This is a genomic window from Streptomyces sp. CNX435 (assembly GCF_059570575.1).
This window is the reverse complement of record NZ_JCANTA010000016.1, coordinates 74,810-91,954: the sequence shown is the minus strand read 5'-3', so window position 1 is coordinate 91,954 and position 17,145 is coordinate 74,810. Positions and strand designations below refer to the sequence as shown.

Annotated in this window: 14 protein-coding genes and 1 pseudogene; 10 read left to right on the top strand and 5 right to left on the bottom strand. The window is 73.1% G+C overall.

Annotation, left to right across the window (positions count from 1 at the left end; genetic code table 11):
* Positions 1-119: 119 nt before the first annotated feature.
* Positions 120-304: pseudogene (locus T328_RS24340) on the top strand (IS30 family transposase); the annotation flags it as partial.
* Between the two features lie 82 nt (positions 305-386).
* Here the strand turns inward: T328_RS24340 and T328_RS24335 are convergent.
* Entirely contained in the window at positions 387-1,541 is a 1,155-nt protein-coding gene (locus T328_RS24335) for a hypothetical protein (protein ID WP_496498280.1), read from the bottom strand.
* 295 nt (positions 1,542-1,836) lie between these two features.
* Here T328_RS24335 and T328_RS24330 point away from each other — a divergent pair, with 295 nt between their 5' ends.
* Positions 1,837-2,376: a hypothetical protein gene (locus T328_RS24330; protein WP_496498279.1), complete on the top strand. Its 540-nt coding sequence runs from the start codon at positions 1,837-1,839 to the stop codon at positions 2,374-2,376.
* Between the two features lie 187 nt (positions 2,377-2,563).
* On the opposite strand, the gene T328_RS24325 is transcribed toward T328_RS24330, so the two are convergent.
* The 4 genes from T328_RS24325 to T328_RS24310 all read right to left on the bottom strand — a co-directional run bounded on the left by T328_RS24325 (position 2,564) and on the right by T328_RS24310 (position 5,321).
* Positions 2,564-3,415 carry an SMP-30/gluconolactonase/LRE family protein gene (locus tag T328_RS24325; protein ID WP_496498278.1) on the bottom strand — a complete coding sequence of 284 codons (852 nt, stop codon included), beginning with the start codon at positions 3,413-3,415 and terminating at the stop codon, positions 2,564-2,566.
* Between the two features lie 49 nt (positions 3,416-3,464).
* On the bottom strand, positions 3,465-4,241 hold the full coding sequence (locus T328_RS24320; protein WP_496498277.1) for an IclR family transcriptional regulator: 777 nt from the start codon (positions 4,239-4,241) through the stop codon (positions 3,465-3,467).
* 123 nt (positions 4,242-4,364) lie between these two features.
* Entirely contained in the window at positions 4,365-4,853 is a 489-nt protein-coding gene (locus T328_RS24315; RefSeq protein ID WP_496498276.1) for a GNAT family N-acetyltransferase, read from the bottom strand.
* Positions 4,854-5,177: 324 nt separating this feature from the next.
* Positions 5,178-5,321 (bottom strand): hypothetical protein, encoded by a 144-nt coding sequence (locus T328_RS24310; RefSeq protein ID WP_496498275.1) that lies wholly within the window; start codon positions 5,319-5,321, stop codon positions 5,178-5,180.
* 122 nt (positions 5,322-5,443) lie between these two features.
* On the opposite strand from T328_RS24310, the gene pgfA reads away from it, so the two are divergent.
* The 8 genes from pgfA to T328_RS24270 all read left to right on the top strand — a co-directional run bounded on the left by pgfA (position 5,444) and on the right by T328_RS24270 (position 17,140).
* Positions 5,444-6,454, top strand: a complete 1,011-nt coding sequence (gene pgfA / locus T328_RS24305; RefSeq protein WP_496498274.1) for a cell envelope lipid trafficking protein PgfA — start codon at positions 5,444-5,446, stop codon at positions 6,452-6,454.
* Between the two features lie 147 nt (positions 6,455-6,601).
* Positions 6,602-7,861, top strand: a complete 1,260-nt coding sequence (locus tag T328_RS24300; protein WP_496498273.1) for a glycosyltransferase family 4 protein — start codon at positions 6,602-6,604, stop codon at positions 7,859-7,861.
* A 5-nt stretch (positions 7,862-7,866) separates the two neighbouring features.
* A complete protein-coding gene (locus tag T328_RS24295) occupies positions 7,867-8,592 on the top strand; it encodes a class I SAM-dependent methyltransferase (RefSeq protein WP_496498365.1) in 726 nt (241 codons plus the stop codon).
* The gene (locus T328_RS24290; protein WP_496498364.1) at positions 8,589-13,289 is read left to right on the top strand and encodes an alpha-(1->3)-arabinofuranosyltransferase domain-containing protein; all 4,701 of its coding nucleotides are present in this window, start codon (positions 8,589-8,591) and stop codon (positions 13,287-13,289) included. The genes T328_RS24295 and T328_RS24290 overlap by 4 nt, the downstream gene beginning before the upstream one ends.
* A 59-nt stretch (positions 13,290-13,348) precedes the next feature.
* Positions 13,349-14,791 carry a condensation protein gene (locus T328_RS24285; protein WP_496498272.1) on the top strand — a complete coding sequence of 481 codons (1,443 nt, stop codon included), beginning with the start codon at positions 13,349-13,351 and terminating at the stop codon, positions 14,789-14,791.
* Between the two features lie 328 nt (positions 14,792-15,119).
* Positions 15,120-15,941, top strand: coding sequence for a class I SAM-dependent methyltransferase (locus T328_RS24280; protein WP_496498271.1), 822 nt, complete (start codon positions 15,120-15,122; stop codon positions 15,939-15,941).
* Positions 15,942-15,944: 3 nt separating this feature from the next.
* The gene (locus tag T328_RS24275) at positions 15,945-16,928 is read left to right on the top strand and encodes a DMT family transporter (RefSeq protein ID WP_496498270.1); all 984 of its coding nucleotides are present in this window, start codon (positions 15,945-15,947) and stop codon (positions 16,926-16,928) included.
* The gene (locus T328_RS24270) at positions 16,925-17,140 is read left to right on the top strand and encodes a Trm112 family protein (protein WP_496498269.1); all 216 of its coding nucleotides are present in this window, start codon (positions 16,925-16,927) and stop codon (positions 17,138-17,140) included. The genes T328_RS24275 and T328_RS24270 overlap by 4 nt, the downstream gene beginning before the upstream one ends.
* Positions 17,141-17,145: the final 5 nt, after the last annotated feature.

Genomic DNA, 17,145 nt, shown 5'->3' with positions numbered 1-17,145 from the left:
GCGGATAGAGAACAGCCAGTTACGCTGCTGGGGCGGAATCGGGCAGGGGTCCCCTGCCCTTGTCTTGGCCCGATTGGCCCCCTGGCCTTGTCCGGCGTGGGGTCCCGGGCCTGACAGGGCAGCGCGGCTCCAACGAGAACACCAACAGCCTGCTGCGGCAGTACTTCCCCACTTCCCCAAGGGCACCGCCCTCTCCGGCCATGGTCCAAAGCACCTGGTCGCCGCCGAATCCAACGGCCACCCACGCAAAACGCTCGGCTGGGAAACCCCAGCCGAGCGCCCGCATAAACTGCTCGCGGCCTGATCAACCAACCACGTGTTGCGACCAACCCTGGAATCCGCCGGGTTCGTGACCGGGTGACCCCCGCGCCGGGAAGGGGCCGGGGTCAGCGACCCCGGCTGGCGGCAGGCGGTTGGGGGGACCGGGGGCGTGGGATGTTCGGCTCCACGGGCGTCTTTCCTCGCCCCTCATTGGCGCCTGTCGGGTACAGCGCCGTCCGGTCCGTCACCGGGGAAACCGCCAACGCGCTTTGCTGAGCGGGGTCCCTCGTGCGAAGCACCTCAGGATTCCTCGGGTCCTGGAGCTTCATGTCCGACGGCACCCCGTGATCCACCCTGATCACACGCTGAATGCGTCCTGTATCAGCAATTTCCTGTACATTTCCCCTGCATACGGATTCATGGGTGTTGCCATCGCGGTAAGCGAATCCGATTGCCGTTTCGGGATTCACGGTAATGCCGTACGGATCGCCCTTCGATATAAGATCCGCACTCTTCAGGTAATTCTTGTAATTCCCATCGCGGGCTTGATCCTGCGATGCCTCGACTGTTATCGCGATCACATCGTAGCCGAACCTGCGAGCGGTATCGAAAAGCCCGTCCTGATATTCATCGCTCATCACCCTGTCAACATCCGTCACGGCGATGTCATAAACAAGATGCCCTCTCCCCTCCATGCACATCGCTGCGATCTGATCCATAACCCAGGACGATTCGCGATGAATCCCGGAGCTCAACAGGTCAGGCCGATCTTCCAGGCCATCCCTTATGGCGGTGGGATTGCCTGTTGACCGCAAAGTTTCTGCCTGCCTTATCGTAGAAATGTTTCTTTTCAAATAGTCGACCGCACCCTCGGCGCACATTTCCTTCTTTATTATGTCATGTGACAAAGAAGTGAAGCGGCCGGTCTTTAGGTCTTCCGCAGCGGCAGTACCAGTGAATTGCCCCAGTTCGGCGAATTGAGTGCTATGGGGATCCTTGAGCTGGGCGAGATACTTTTCTAGTGCGGTGGTCTTGCCCGCGCCGCCAGCTCCAGCCGTCACGATGAGAATCGGCTTCGCGCTGGGGCGAGTTTCCTTTATTTTCTTTTCGTAACGTGCGTAGATTTTTTCATGTAGAGCCGCATGAGGGTGGTTCTCTGTCCCCCATTCTCGATCGGCATATGTTGGTCCGCTGGCATAGAAAGTCCCGATGGTCGCGCTGGCGGCCACATCTTCCCTGTAGTGTTCATCATTTTCCCGGCCCTGCGGGTTCTCCGGCATGTGAAAGCCCTCCGCCGACGCCCCCGACGAGGGCGTCACCTGTCGTTGCTGTCGACGACAACGTTTGAATGCCTTGCCTGGTTCAAACGGGCCTCGACATCCGTGAGGATCGATCGCGCTGCCTGGCCGTAGCCGACGGTGGCCAAAGGGGCCCGAGCGGATAGAGAACAGCCAGTCAAGAACGCACTTTGGGAGCACCTAGGATCATGAAGGACACCGATCTGCACGGCGTTGACGCCGGTGGTCCCAGAGGGCACCATCAGGCTCGGCATGCCTACGACCAGGAACGGCGACCTTGAGTAGCAGCGCATACCGAGAAGAACCGAGCCGCGATCTGAGCACGTGGACGCTCGACCAGCTACAGACGTACGTCCATGACGCCCGCGGCCAGCAGCTTGAGACAGCGCGCGTCGTGGCACAAGGACACGCCTACAACTCCAGCCATGCATCGGAAGCCCGTCGCCAGTGGGCGAAGCTGTCGTTGCTCGCGAACCGTCGCATGCTCGACCACCGCGAGGGACGCTCTGCGCGGGTCGCTCAGCAGGACTTCGTGCTCCGGATGTGGGTGATCGACCGGCTGGGTCCCGATGACACCGACCCCGACTGGAGTCCCAAGGCGCTGGCGGCCGACACGCTCGACGCACTGACCTTCACGCCCACACAGGCCGCTGCTCTCGCCGACGGCTGGCGCGACCTTCCCATCGAGCAGATCCGCGAACTCCGGTGGCACAAGAACCTGACGGCCCATCTGGAAAGCCTGGTCGGCCATCTGGCCCCTGGCCCGATCCGTGACCGGCTCGTCATCTGGAGCGCAACCCGCCAGTTCCTGCCCTGACCGGCCCGCCCATCTGGCTGCCTCAACAGAGAGACCTCAACGCGAAGTTCAGAGAAACCTGCATCCGCTGTCCGATGCTCCGCATCGACCCGAAGATACTCGCCCCGGGCCCGGGGCTGTGTCCGGGCCCGGAAGCGGAGCGCGACCTGGACGGGGCCGGCGCCGAGTTGGGGCCGGGGTCCGCGCCTTAGCCCGCGAACGGCGCCTGCGGCAGTCCGTGGCCCGCGTCCGGCAGGACCAGCAGCGAGCCGGCCAGCGGGTGCGCGTCGTCTAGGGACGAGGTGGTGACGTACAGGTCGGTCAGTTCCGGGCCGCCGAACGCGCAGGAGGTGGGGCGGCGCACGGGTACGGGCACCGTGCGGTCCAGGGTGCCGTCGGGGGCGTAGCGGCGGAGGGCGGCGCCGTCCCACAGGGCGACCCAGACGTATCCCTCGGCGTCCACGCAGAGCCCGTCGGGCGAGCCCGGGTTGTCCTCGACGGCGGCGAACAGGCGCCGGCCGGTGACCTCGGCCCCACCGGCCGGATCAGTGTCGAAGACGTCGATGCGGCCCGTCGGGCTGTCGGCGTAGTACATCAGGCGGCCGTCCGGGCTCCAGCCGGTGCCGTTGCTGACGGTGACGTCGTCGAGGACGACGGTCCGCGCGCCGTCGCCGGTGACGCGGGTGAGGGTGCCGCCGCCGGGGGTGGAGTCGTAGCGCATCGTGCCCGCCCACAGGGCGCCGTCGGGGGCCACCACCGCCTCGTTGCCGCGGCGGCCGGGGACCGGCTCGTGGACGAGCCAGCGGAAGGCGCCGTCCGCGTCGTAGAGCCCGACGCCGTCGCGCAGGTTGACCACGTAACCGGCGCCGCCGGCGCGCGGCTTGGCGGCGCCGACGTGCTGCTCGGTGGTCTGCACGGTGCGCCTGCCGGTGGCCGGTTCGTACGTGTGGATGCGGGCGCCCAGGATGTCCACCCAGATCAGCCGGCCGGCCGCGGGGTCCCAGGTGGGTCCCTCGCCCAGCTCGGCGCGGGTGTGTACGGCCACGTCCAGCTTCGTCACCTGGCTCCTTCTCCTTCCCGGGTACGCCCCGGCTCGCTCGGTTCCGCCGTCAGCGCCCCGGGCCGCGGTGGCCCAGGCGCTCGGACAGCCTGCCCGCGCCCTTCGCGGCCAGCTCTCCCAGCTCGTCCCGGCGCTCCCCGCTCCACCGGATCATCGGCACCGAGATGCTGAGCGCGGCGACCACCCGGCCCACGGAGTCGTGCACGGGCGCGGCCACGCAGCTGACGTCCGGGTTGGACTCGCGCTCCTCCACCGCGATGCCGCGCTCACGGACGGCGGCGAGGTGGCGGCGCAGCTCGCGCACGGAGGTGTGGCTGCGGTCCGTCATCGCGGCCAGCGGGCGGTCCTCGGGCAGCCGCGCGTCGAGGGCCTGCTCGGGCAGCGAGGCGAGCAGCATCTTGCCGACGGCGGTGCAGTGCGCGGGGAGCCGGCGGCCGGTGGCGGAGACCATCCGTACCGCGCGGGTGCTGTCGACCTTCGCGATGTAGATGACGTCCGTGTCCTCCAGGATCGCGATGTGCACCGTCTCGTCGCACGTCTCGGCGACCTCGCGGGCGACCTCCCGGCCCTCGGCGGCCAGGTCGAGCTGCTCGCCGAAGGTGCTGCCCAGTTGGTACGTGCGCACCCCCAGGCGGTAGCGCCCGGGCTGGCCGGGGACGGCGCTGAGGTAGGAGCGGGCGGCCAGGGTGGTGACCAGCTCGTGCACGGTGGTCCGGGGCAGGCCCAGCCTGCGGGTGATCTCGGGCGCGGAGAGCGTCGCGTCCCGGTCGAGGAACAGCTCCAGGATGTCGAGCGCACGCGTCACGGCCGGTACGAGGCGCCCCATGCGCGCTCACCCCACCTCTCTCGGCTTCATCCGAAATCTCGATCAGCAATCGAAATGACGAACGCAGCGTAAACGCCCGCCCCCACGGCGGGCAATGGGGTCGAGGATTCGAGTGCCGGGGACTCAGAGGTCCACGTGCATGCAGTGCAGGCCGACCAGGCCCTCCGTGGGGTGGCGGAAGGCGCGGGGCTGGGTGCCGGTGATGCGGAAGCCGAGGGACTCGTAGAGCTTCACCGCGTAGATATTGGTCTCGGCCACCGCGTTGAACTCCATGGACAGAAAGCCCCGCTCCCGGGCCCAGCGCAGGGAGTCCTCGCAGAGCGCGCGGCCGACGCCGCGGGCGTGCCGGTCCGGGTCGACCATGTAGCTGGCGCTGGCGACGTGGTCGCCGTTGCCCGGGCGGTTGACGTTCATCTTCGCCGAGCCCACGACCAGGCCCCGGTCGTCGATCGCGACGGTCGTACGGTCCGGGGCCGCCAGCAGCCACACCTCGCGCCCCTGCTCCGCGCTCATGTCCGGCGGATAGGTGTAGGTCTCGCCCGCGGCGACGATCCGGTGGAAGAAAGGCCAGATCGCGGGCCAGTCGTCGGCGGTGGCGTCCCTGATCAGCATGGGCTCAGCATGCCGGGGCGGGGCGGGCGGCGCCACCCGTTTGCCCGGCGCGGAGCGTACGGGCGCCCTCGCCCCGGGGTGCGTGCGCCGAGTTCGGCTGAATCTGCTCGCTCGGTGCCACCGCGGGCGCGCCCGGCGCACCTCCCGGGCGCCGCCGAACCCACCGCGCCGCGCCATGGGGCGGTGACTACTTGTCACCTGGTCGACAAAAATTCACCATCGATACGACACTGTGTCCCCGGCGTGTCCTTGCCGCCGCGCCCCGGGCCGGCCGGGCGCGGCAAAGCCCCCGCCGCGGCGTCCGCGGCGGGGGCTTATGCCAGGTCAGCGGCCGTCGAAGCTGATGAGCGGGACGTTGGGCTGATCCGGCGTGGCGTTCAGCGCGGCCACCAAGCCGAGGGCTGCACCCACGGCGAGAGCGGCGGCGGCGACGCTGGTCACCACGGCGGCTACCAGTCGGTTCTGCATGGACGCTGAGTGTGGGAGCAGCATTGACACCCTGTCAAGCACAGCCTTACGTTACCGACCCGTAGAACTTGCACCGCGGTGACAAACCAGCGTCGTAAACCAGCCCCTGCCGGGAGTGCAGCATGAGCCGCCGTACCGCGTCACCCCTGTCCCTCATCCTGCTGGGGTTGGGCGTCTTCCTGCTCGTGCTTGCCCCCATGCTCGCCTTCTACGTCGAGCCCCGCGCCAAGATGAATCCCATCGACATCGACTCGACGACCCGCTACGAGGGCACCGGGACCTTCTACGACGCCGACGCGCAGAAGGAACGCGACAACCAGGAGATCACCATCGTCCGGCGGGTGCTGGGCGACGTGGCGGCGAGCGACGACGACACCGCCGTCTGGGACGCCGCCACCGCCATCGATACCCCGCTGACCCGGGAGATCGAGGACCCGCGCAACTCCTTCCAGTTCACCACCGAACGCTGGGTCATGGACCGGGAGACCACCGCCCCGGAGCACTGCTGCGACGAGAACACCGGCGTGGACGGCAAGCGGTTCGCCGGCGACGCGTACCTGAAGTTCCCCTTCGACGTCGAGGAGCGCACCTACCGCTGGTGGGACAGCACCGCCCAGGACACCGTCGCGCTGGAGTACGCGGGCCGGAAGGAGATCCAGGGCTACACCGGACTCTCCTTCACCGGCTCGGTCGAGCCGGTGAAGACCGGCACCCGGCAGGTGCCGGGGGTCATGGTCGGACTGCCCGACAAGGACCAGGTGTTCGCCGACGAGTGGTACGCCAACGAGAAGATCGAGCTGGTCGCCGACGAGCGCACCGGCCGCATCATCTACGCCTCCATCGCGCCGAAGAAGACGCTGCGCCAGCCCGGCGGCGGCACCGACGAGGTCACGCTGCTGCACAGCGACGGCATCGCGTTCACCGAGGACACCCAGAAGGAGCAGGTGGACCTCGCCGACGAGGACAGCAGCAGGCTGAAGCTGGTCGGCGAGACCCTGCCGGTCGTCGCCCTCGTGGCCGGCTTCGTACTCGCGGGCGCCGGCGCCGTACTGCTGGCCCGCGGCGGCCGGCCGGACGAGCCGGACCGCGACCGGGAGCCCGAAGGGGTCCCGCCCCAGCCGGTCGCGGCCTGATGCCCCCCACCGCCCCCACCCCCCGCGACGGGGGCGCCGGTCCCCCCGGCCGGCGCCCCCGTCGCCCCCGTCCCCCCGACCGAGATGCCGCACCCCACGAACGGCCCTGAACCACCCGCCCGCACCCTGAGACGAGTTGGAGCGCCGATGCCCCAGCACGTACCCCTGTCCCTGGACGCGGACGCGCTACGGCGTACGCCCCCGCAGCCGGCCGGCGCCGCCGGCTCCCGCGCGCCCGCCGCCCGGGACGCCGTCAACCGGGAGGCCACCGCCCGGGACGCAACCGGCCGGGACGCCGTCGACCGGGACGCAACCGACCGCGCCGCCCGGCGGATCACCTTCCTCGCCCGGCGCGACCTCGGCAACCCCGCCGCCGGCGGCTCCGAGCTGCTGGTGGACCGGCTCGCCGGCGGCCTCACCGCCCACGGCCACCAGGTCACCCTGGTCTGCGGCGGCCCGGCCGCGTACCGCGACTACCGCGTCGTCTCCGCCGGCGGGGACGCCGGGCACTTCCTGCGCGCGCGCCGCGCGCTGTCCCGCCACGTCGGCGGCACCGACCTGCTGGTCGAGGTCTGCAACGGCATGCCGTACCTGGCGCCGCTGTGGCACAGCGGCCCGTCGCTCTGCCTCGTCAACCACGTGCACACCGAGCTGTGGGCCATGCGCTATCCCGGGCCGCTGGCCCGGCTGGGCCGCCGCCTGGAGCACTGGGCGCTCGCCGGCGCGCACCGCGGCAACCTCCTGGTCGCCGTCTCCTCCTCCACCGCCGCCGCGCTGCGCAACATCGGCGTCGACCCCAGGCGGATACGGGTGGTGCACAACGGCGTCGAGGACCCGGGCCCGCTGCCGCCGAAGTCGCCGGAGCCGCTGTTCCTGGCGATGGGGCGGCTGGTGGAGTACAAGCGCATCGACCTGCTGCTGCGGCTGTGGGAGCGGGTGCGCCCGGTCACCGGCGGCCGGCTGGTCATCGTCGGCACCGGCCCCGAGCGCGGCCGGCTCGAAGCCATGGCGGGGCCGGGCGTGACGTTCGCCGGCCATGTCTCCGAGGGCGAGAAGCACCGGCTCCTCGCCTCCTCCTGGCTGCTGCTGCACCCCTCGCTGGTGGAGGGCTGGGGCCTGGTGGTGACCGAGGCGGCGGTGCGCGGCACCCCCGCGATCGGCTTCGACATCCCGGGCCTGCGCGACTCCATACGCGACGGCGACACCGGCATGCTGGCCCGCGGCGAGAGCGCGTTCGCCGCCCACTGGTGCGCGCTGGCGCTGAGCGAGGAGCGGCGCACCGCCCTCGGCGCCGCGGCCCGGCGCCGCGCCACCCGGCTGAGCTGGGAGGCGACGGTACGCGACTTCCGTGCCGTCGCCGACGAGGCGCTCGCCCGCTCCGGGCGGCACGAGACGCGGGAGGGATGAACGCAGTGCGGGACCCCTCCATCCGGCGGTCGGTCGCTCTCTTCCGCGCCTTCATGAAGGAGCAGGACGACCCCGCCCACGCCTACAGCCTGCTGGCGCGGGACGCGGCGGACCAGGTCGAGCGGATCACTCCGCTCAAGGGCCAGTTGGTCGTCGACGTCGGCGGCGGCGGGGGGTGGTTCACGGAGGAGTTCCGCAGCCGGGGCGCCGAGGCGTACCTCTTCGACTGCGACGCCGGGGAGATGGCCGCGGGCTCGGACGTGACCACCGGCGCCGTGGTCGCCGACGGCTATCTGCTGCCGCTCGCCGACGGCGTCGCCGACGTCGCGTTCTCCTCCAACGTGCTGGAGCACGTGGCCGACCCCGAGACCTTCCTCAGCGAGCTGATCCGGGTCACCAAGCCCGGCGGCCTGCTGTACGTGGCGTTCACCAACTGGCTCTCCCCCTGGGGCGGCCACGAGCAGGCGCCCTGGCACTATCTGGGCGCGGACCGGGCGCGCCGCCGCTACACGCGGCGCACCGGGCGCGACCCCAAGCACACCCTGGGCGAGAACCTCTTCCCCATCCACATTGGCCCCACGCTCAAGGCGGTACGGGCCCGGGACGACGTCGACGTCGTCGCGGCCCGCTCCCGTTACTGGCCGTTCCTCGCCGAGGCCGTCGTCCGTGTCCCCGGCGTACGCGAGTTCGCCACCTGGAACCTTCTTCTCATACTCCGGCGGTGCCCATGACGCCCCATTCGACGACACTCCCCGCGCAGCCGGCCACGCCCGGCCGGCCCTACTCACCACCTCCCCCGCGGGGTCCGGAAGGGGCGCGGCCACCCGAGAGCCGGCGCAGTTGGCGCTGGCCGCTCGGCTTCTGGGCGCTCGCGTTCGTCGCCTGGCTCATCCCCTCCGCGGGGAAGATGACGTTCGAGACGAAGCTCGGCGTGGCGGTCGACCCGATGAAGTTCGCCGGCGACCTCGGCGAGCTGTGGCACGACCAGAACGGCTTCGGCGGCATCCACGACCAGTACTTCGGCTACGCCTTCCCGATGCTGCCGTACTACCTGCTCACCGATCTGCTGCAGATCCCGACGTGGCTGGCCGAGCGGCTGTGGCTCTCGCTCGTGGTCACCGCCGCGTTCTGGGGCGCGCTGAAGCTGGCCGAGAAGCTGGGCTTCGGCACCTCCGGCACCCGGCTGCTGGGCGCCACCGCGTACGCGCTGTGGCCCGTCTTCACCATCATCGTCGGCTCCACCTCCGCCGGCGCGCTGCCCGGCGCGGTGCTGCCGTGGGTGCTGCTGCCGCTGCTCGACGAGCGGCTGACCCCGCGGGTCGCCGCCGCCCGCTCGGCGCTGGTCATCCCGTTCATGGGCGGCGTCAACGCGGCCTCCACGCTGGCCGCGCTGCTGCCCGCGCTGCTGTACGTGTGCACCCGCACCGGCCCGCGCCGCACGAAGCTGCTGGCGTGGTGGCTGCCCGGGGTGGCGCTGGCCTGTCTGTGGTGGATCGTGCCGCTGCTGCTGCTCGGCGCCTACGGCGAGAACTTCCTGCCGTTCATCGAGACCGCGCACAACACCACGACCACCATGTCGGCGACCGAGGTACTGCGCGGCACCGGCAACTGGGTGGCGTACCTGAACTTCGGCGAGGAGTGGCTGCCCGGCGGCTGGACCGTGGCCACCGGCTGGCTGCCGATCCTGTCCTCCGCGCTCGCGGCCGGCCTGGGCCTCGCCGGCCTCGCCCGCCGCGACCTGCCCGAGCGGCGCTGGCTGGTGCTCACCGTGCTGCTCGTCGCGCTGCTCACGCTGGCCGGCTACGGCGGCGCGCTGGGCGCCCCGTTCGCCGACGGTGTGCAGGACGCGCTGGACAGCTGGCTGAGCCCGTTCCGCAACATCTACAAGTTCCAGCCGGGGCTGGCACTCGCGCTCGCCCTCGGTCTCGCGCACTTCGTCGCCGCCGCCGCCGAGCACCGCGGTTCCCGCGCCAATCCGAAGCGCAGCGCGTGGGTGCCCGCGATCGCCTCCCTCGTGGTGCTGCCGGGTCTGCTGCTGCCGTACGCCAACGGCGACGTGCTGCAGCCGGGCGCGTTCGACAAGCTGCCCAGGCACTGGGAGCAGACGGCGGACTGGCTGGAGGAGTACTCGCCCGACAACCGGGCCCTGGTGGTGCCGGCGACCGCGCACGGCACGTACGAGTGGGGCAAGCCGATCGACCAGCCGCTGGACGTGCTCGCGGAGTCCCGCTGGGCGCAGCGCGACTACGTGCCGTTCGGCACGGCGGGTTCGCGGCGCGCGATGGACGCCGTCGACCAGGCGCTGATGACCGGCGGCGAGGTGCCCGGCCTGCAGTCCTACCTGGCCCGCGCCGGCCTGCACTACGTCGTCGTACGCAACGACCTCGACCCGGACCAGGTCGGCTACGTCCCGCCGACCACCGTCAAGCAGACGCTGGAGTCGTCCGGTTACGAGAAGGTCGCCGAGTTCGGCCCCGAGCTGACCGGCGGGCGCATCCCCGAGGGCACGCCGCTGCAGATCGAGGGGCTGTACTCGCGCCAGCGGGCGGTGGAGATCTTCCAGCCGGCCGGCGGCGAGGACCTGCGCCCGGGCCCGGCCGGCACGCTCAACGCCGCCGACACCGCCGTCCTCAGCGGCGGCCCGGAGTCGCTGCTGCAGCTGTCCGCCGACCCCGACTGGCAGGGCCGGCCGGCGGTGCTCGCCGGCGACGCCCACCCGGGGGTCGACGAGCCGGCGGTCAAGGTGCAGGCGGACGGGCTGCGCCGGGCCGACACCCGGTTCGGCGTGGTCAACAACAACACCTCGTACACGTACACCGAGGACGAGAAGAACCCGTCGGAGAGCCTCCAGGACCCGGGCGACGAGCCGCGGATGATCGTGCCGGAGCAGGGCGAGGAGCACCAGACGACCGCCGTCCTCGACGGGGCCGCCTCGGTGACCGCGTCGACCAGCGGCAACTGGATGTTCCACCTGCCGCAGTTCGACCCGGTGAACGCCTTCGACGGCGTACCGCAGACCGGCTGGGCCGAGGGCAACCCGGACACCTCCGAGGGCGAGTGGCTGCAGATCGACTTCACCGAGCCCACGAACCTGGAGGGCACGGTCGACCTGACGCCGCTGGCGGGCGCCGGAATCCGCCCCGAGCCCGTCGAGGTCGAGGTGGAGACCGCGCGCGGCAGTGAGGTCAGCACGCTGCAGCCCGGTGGCCGTACGCAGACCGTCAAGTCGCCCGAGGGGCAGGCGGAGTGGCTGCGGATCACCATCCGCAAGACCGAGGGCAGCCGCACCGGCTTCGCCGGCGCCGGCTTCGCCGAGGTCGAGATCCCCGGCGTCTCGCCGGTCAGCCGCCAGCTGCAGCTGCCGGCGGACGCGAAGCAGGTCGCGGCCGACGCCGAGCAGGTCTCCCTGCACCGCGGCAGCGACCTCGGCGGCCTCAACCCGGCGGCGGCCGAGACGGGCCTCCAGCGGCGCTTCGAGTCGGGCGCGGGCGACTACACCGTGACCGGCAGCGCGCTGCCCGTCCAGGGTCAGGAACTCGACGCGCTGCTCGACGAGCTGGGCGCCGAGGACGACGAGGACCGGATCAACGTCAGCGCCGGCTCCACGCTGCCGCTGAGCCCGCAGCTGAGCCCGCGCAACCTCGTCGACAAGGACCTGACGACGGCCTGGATCGCCGGGGTGGACCAGTCGCTCACGCTGTCCTGGCCGGAGGCGACGGAGATCAGCGAGTTCGTGCTCGCGCCGGCCGGCGGCCTGTCGGCGCGGCCGACCGAGGTCGAGGTGAGCACCCCCACCGGGGCGCAGACCGTCGGCGTAGACGCCAACGGCTGGGTGCGGATCCCGCCGGTGACGACCGACCGGCTCGACATCAAGGTCACCGAGACCGAGTCGCTGGCGGTGCACAACCCGTTCGCGGACCGCGACGTGCAGCTGCCCGTGGGCCTCACCGAGGTCTACGTCCCGGCGCTCGGCGAGGACGCGGAGAAGGACCTGCGTTCCGACCCGGTCGACAAGGACGAGCCCTTCGAGCTGGAGTGCGGGCGCGGCCCGACGGTGTCGGTGGACGGGCAGCTGCTCAACACCCGCGCCGAGGGCACGCTGGGCGACCTCGTCGACCGCCGGCCCGTCGCCATCGAGCTGTGCCCGGGTGACGGCGAGGCCGCCGCCCCGCTGCCGCTGGACGCCGGCCGGCACGCCGTCGCCGCCGGCGACGGCGAGGCGCTGGCGGTCACCGACGTGACGCTGACCCGCGGCGAGCCGGCCGCGGCGGCCGACAGCCGCACGGTGGAGGCCACCGACTGGGCCGGCGACGAGCGCGCCGTCACGGTCGGCGAGGGCGAGGACACGTACCTCACCATGTACGAGAACTACAACGACGGCTGGAAGGCCACCCTCGACGGCGAGGAGCTGGAGTCGGTGCGGCTCGACGGCTGGCAGCAGGGCTTCCTGGTGCCGGCGGACCTCGCCGGTGAGGTGACGCTGGAGTACGAACCGGCCGCCTGGTACGACGCCGGGATCTTCGCCGGCATCGCGGCCGTCCTGGCGCTGCTCGGCCTGGCGTTCGTGCGCGCCGAGCGGCGCGAGGTGGTGGCCGCGGAGCCGGCGCCGCCGGCGCCGGGCTGGGTGCTGGGCGCGCTGCTGCTCACCGCCGTGGTCGCCGTGGTGGCCGGGCCGTACGCGCTGATCGTGCCGGCGCTGGCGCTGCTGGCCCGGGCCCGGTCCGGGCTGCTCGCGCCGCTGGCGCTGGTGGCGATGGCCGGCGCGGGTGTTGCGGCGCTGACCGGCGCGGGCGAGGCTGTCCGCATGGACGAGGGTGCCTTCGGCGGAGTGGCGCAGGCGCTCGCGGTGCTGGCGCTGGCCGCGGCGCTGGTCACCGCGGAGCGGCCGGAGCCGGCCGGCGAGGCGACGGGGTACGCCCCGGGCGCCGACCCGGACGCGGAGACGGCGGCGTTCCCGGCGTACGGCGCCGGCGCTGCGGGTGCCGGTGCGGGCGCGGGTGCGGCCGGTGCCGCGGGCGGTCCGCCGCCCGGGCCCGGCGGGCCGCCCGGACGTACGGCGACCTCGTACGCGCCCCCGCCGGCGGCGGCGCAGGAGGAGCCGGACCGGCCGACGGCGCGGTTCTGGCGCCGGGGCTCCGCGGCCCGCGGCGCTGGCGCCGGCACCGGGACCGCCGCGGAGTCCGGGGCGGAGGCGACGCCGCCGCTCGGCACCGCGCGCGGCGCCGGGGACGACTCCGCGACCCCGCCGCTGGGCACCGCCCAGGACGAGCCGCGCGGCGCCTTCGTCCCCAAGCCGCCGATCCCGCTCAGCGGCACGCCGGAGGCCGAGGACGACGTGCAGGACACCCCGCCCGCGGACGCACCCCCCGCGGACACCCCGCCGGACGACGGCACGCCCGCCGACCGGCGGGGGGAGAACGGCAGTTGAGTGACGGTGGGCGCTTCGTACCCCGGGGCGCCCACCGCGAAGGAGAGGCGTAGACGCAGATGACGGTGACGCAGCCCGCCCGGCCCGCCCCGGCGGCCGGACGGGTCCCGTTCCCCACGGTGGACGAGGTCTCGCTGCACTGCACGGATCCGGCGGAGCCGGAGACCGTGCACATCGAGATCCACTTCCCCGGGCGGTTCGAGCCCGAGCGGTTGCGCACCGCGTTCGCCGAGGCCATGCGGCGGCATCCGCGGTTCCTGCAGCGCAAGGTGGACAGCCGCTGGTGGCACCGCCGTTACCGGTGGCAGCTCACCGCGGAGCCGGACCTCGACCCGGTGACCTTCCTGGCCGCAGGACCCGGCGTCCTCGAAGCGGCGCGCGAGCGGACCATGACCGACTGCCCGCCGCTGGACGCCGCGCCGCCGGTGCGCCTGGCGGTCGTCGAGACCGAGGACGGCGGCTCGGTGCTGATGGCCACCATCAACCACACCGCCATGGACGGCCCCTCGTGCCTGCGGGTGCTGGCCACGGCAGCCGAGGTCTACACCGGCACCGCCGGCGGGGAGCCGCCGGCACCGCCCTCCTCCGGCGGTGCCGGCCCCGGCGGTACGGGGCCGAAGGCCCGCCCGGCGCCGCCCGGCGGGCGCTCCGGCCCGACCCGCCCCGCCCGCATCGCCGGCGACACGTCGTCCACAGCGTCCACTGTGTCTTCGGGGGCGCCGGGGGCGCCGGGGGCGCCGGGGGCGCCGGGGGCGCCGGGGGCGCCGGGGGCGCCGGGGGCGCCCGCCACCGGCAACGGCATGTACCTGCTCGACCTGCCCGCGCCGCGCCGCACCTCCTACGGCGCCACCGTCAACGACCAGCTGCTCGTCGCCACCTGCCTGGCGGCGGCCCGCTGGAACCGGGCGCACGGGCAGCGCGGCGGCCCGGTGCGCATCACCATGCCCGTCGACAACCGCCCCCGGGAGTCCGCGGAGATGCCGATCGGCAACGGCACCCGGCTGACCGAGGTCGGCTTCGGCCCCGAGGAGCGGGCCGACGCGGAGGCGCTGACCGGCGGCGAGGCGCCGGACCGGGCGGCGGTGGAGCGGCTGCTGCGCGCGACCATGGCCCGTACGCACGCGCTGAAGTCCGAGCCGAGCCACCCGCTGGGGCTGTCCGGCGTCCTGCTCACCGCGCCGGTGCTGCCGGTGGGCGTACGCGGCGTGCTGGCCCGTACGCTGCGCCGGACCGCCGCGCCGCTGATGTCGACGACCCTGCTGTCCAACATCGGCCGGGTCGCCTACCCGCTGGACTTCGGCCCCGCCGGCCGCCCCACGGCGGTGTGGTTCTCCGCCCCCGCGCGCATGCCGCGCGGCCTCGCGGTCACCGCCGCCTCCACCGCCGGCCGGCTGCACCTGACCCTCCGCTACTCCCGCGCCCTCCTCGATCACGCCGCCGCCGTCCGCATCGGCGAGCTGCTGCAGCAGGGCCTGGCGGCCTGCGCGGAGCCGCCGCGATGAGCCTGCGGCGGCACCGGACGGATCCCGTTCCGGCGACCGACCACAGCACGGATCGCGTCCCGCGACGTGGTGTGGCAGGTTGTGGGGATGCGACTCCGCAGGTGCAGCACCGGCCTTGGGGTATCGCCCGGCCACGCGGTGGGCCCGCCCGGGCGGACGGCGGCTTCACCGCCGCGCAGAGCGCGGTGACGGCGTGCGGAACAGGAAAGCCGAACCCGCGGATGCGCGTCGCCCTGCACCACGCCGTGGGACACGCCCACGGTGCGCGCCCGGACGCGCCGGCGCAGGCGCGGCGCTCCCGTCGCCGCGCGCCGCGCGGAGTGGCCGCATGAGCCGGCCCGGCGCGCGGGGCGCCGCCGACGCGCCCGCCTCGCTGCGGGAGTTCTACGAGAACCCCGCCGTGCCCGTCGCCTCCGGCGACGCCCGCAGCCGGCGGCAGGCGCGGATGCTGGCGGACGCCCTGGGTCCGTTCCGTACCGGCGCGGCGCCCGCGGTGGTCGTGGACGTGGGGTGCGGCGACGGCTCCGCCGCGGCCGTGGCCGCCGGGGTGCTCGACGGGCGCCGCCCCGGCGGGCAGCGCATCGTCGCCGTCGACTGGTCGCACGACGCCCTGCGCCGCGCCCGGGCCCGCACCCGCGAAGCGGCCCCCGGCACCCCGGTCCACGTCGTCCGCGGCGGGCTGCCGGACGGCGGTGCCGGCGGCGAAGGGCAGCCCGCGGGGCTGCCGCTGGCCGACGGCAGCGCCGACGCCGTGCTCTTCAGCGAGGTCGTGGAGCACCTGGTCGACCCGGACGCCGCGCTGGACGAGCTGCGCCGCGTGCTGCGGCCCGGCGGCCACCTGCTGCTCTCCACCCCGAACCTGGCCGCCTGGTACAACCGCGCGCTGCTGCTGGCCGGCGTGCAGCCGGTGTTCTCCGAGGTGAGCCTGCGCGGCATCCACGGCCGGCCGGGCAGCCAGGTCGTCGGGCACCTGCGGCTGTACACGGCCCGCGCACTCCGGGGCTTTCTCGGCGCTTCCGGCTTTACGGTGGAGAAGGTGGCCGGCGCGCCGTACCACGACGTGCCCCGGCCGCTGCGGCCGTTCGACCGCGTCGCGTGCCGGGCGCCGTCACTGGCCTCGATCCTGCTCGTCCACGCCAGGCGGGAGTAGACGATGTGGTGGGGGGTAGCCGCGGCGCTGCTGGCGAACGTCTTCATCAGCTGCGGGTTCGTCCTGGAGAAGCGGGCGCTGTCGGCGCTGCCCGCGCTGAGCGTGAAGCGGCCGGCCCAGATGGTGCGGGTGCTGGTGTCCAGCCCCCTGTGGCTCGCCGGCTGCCTCAGCCTGGGGCTCGGCTTCGCCGCCCAGGTCCTCTGCTACCGCACCCTGCCGCTGGCCGCCGCGCAGGGGATCCTGGTCTCCGGTCTGGTGCTGCTGATCCTGCTGTCGTCGCGGTTCCTCGGCGAGCGGCTGAGCGTGCGCGAGATGGCCGGGGTGGGGGCGATCCTGCTCTCGCTGGCGATGATCGTGCTGTCGCTGGACAGCGAGGCCGACACGGTCAGCAAGTCGGCGCCGGCCGGGCGGTTCCTGCTGATCGCGCTGCCGTCGCTGGCCGCGGGGGTGTGGCTGTACCTGGCGGCGGAGCTGCGCGCCAAGCGGCGGCACCGGGTCCCGACCACGGGCATCGCGTACGGGGTCGGGGTGGGCTTCCTGTACGGGGTCAGCTCGCTGACGATCAAGGGCGTCTCGGGTCTGGTGTCGGGCTCGGACCTGCTCGGCACCGCGGGGGACCTGCTGGCCTCGCCGTACCCGTACACGCTGGTGTTCACCGGGGCGGCGGGGCTGGTGATGTCGCAGGCGGCGCTGCAGCGCTGCCGGGCCTCGCTGATCGTGCCGGTGTGCACGACGGCCAACTGCGTGCACGCCGTCGCCGCGGGCACGTTCGTCTTCGGCGAGCCGCTGCCGGACGACGTGCCGCGGCTGCTGCTGCGGCTGGGCGGGATCGCGCTGGCCGTGTCGGTGCTGCTGACGCTGCCGCGGCACGACGAGCCGGCCCCGGCCGAGGCACCGGACTCCGCACCCGGGCCGCCGGAACGGCAGCCCGCCGCCCTGCCGCCCGTACCCGTACCGACCCCCGACCGTGGAGGACCCGTCCCGTGAAGCCCGACGACCCGCTGCTGAGGATCCTCGTCTGCCCGCTCGACAAGGGCCCGCTGACCCTGCTGGACTCCGGCGACGCGCTGTACAACCCGCGGCTGCGGCGCCGCTACCCGGTGCTCGACGGCATCCCGCAGCTGCTGCCGGCCTCCGGTGAGCCGGTGTCGGACGAGGAGCACGAGCGGATCACGGGCGGATTGCAGCCCCAGCAGTAGGATCC

Bases quoted from the DNA above. Each gene is read 5' to 3' on its own strand.
- T328_RS24290 (WP_496498364.1), top strand. From the start codon at position 8,589: ATGACGCCCCATTCGACGACACTCCCCGCGCAGCCGGCCACGCCCGGC.
- T328_RS24285 (WP_496498272.1), top strand. From the start codon at position 13,349: ATGACGGTGACGCAGCCCGCCCGGCCCGCCCCGGCGGCCGGACGGGTC.
- pgfA (WP_496498274.1), top strand. From the start codon at position 5,444: ATGAGCCGCCGTACCGCGTCACCCCTGTCCCTCATCCTGCTGGGGTTG.
- T328_RS24320 (WP_496498277.1), bottom strand. From the start codon at position 4,241: ATGGGGCGCCTCGTACCGGCCGTGACGCGTGCGCTCGACATCCTGGAG.
- T328_RS24315 (WP_496498276.1), bottom strand. From the start codon at position 4,853: ATGCTGATCAGGGACGCCACCGCCGACGACTGGCCCGCGATCTGGCCT.
- T328_RS24280 (WP_496498271.1), top strand. From the start codon at position 15,120: ATGAGCCGGCCCGGCGCGCGGGGCGCCGCCGACGCGCCCGCCTCGCTG.
- T328_RS24275 (WP_496498270.1), top strand. From the start codon at position 15,945: ATGTGGTGGGGGGTAGCCGCGGCGCTGCTGGCGAACGTCTTCATCAGC.
- T328_RS24335 (WP_496498280.1), bottom strand. From the start codon at position 1,541: ATGCCGGAGAACCCGCAGGGCCGGGAAAATGATGAACACTACAGGGAA.
- T328_RS24310 (WP_496498275.1), bottom strand. From the start codon at position 5,321: ATGCAGAACCGACTGGTAGCCGCCGTGGTGACCAGCGTCGCCGCCGCC.
- T328_RS24300 (WP_496498273.1), top strand. From the start codon at position 6,602: ATGCCCCAGCACGTACCCCTGTCCCTGGACGCGGACGCGCTACGGCGT.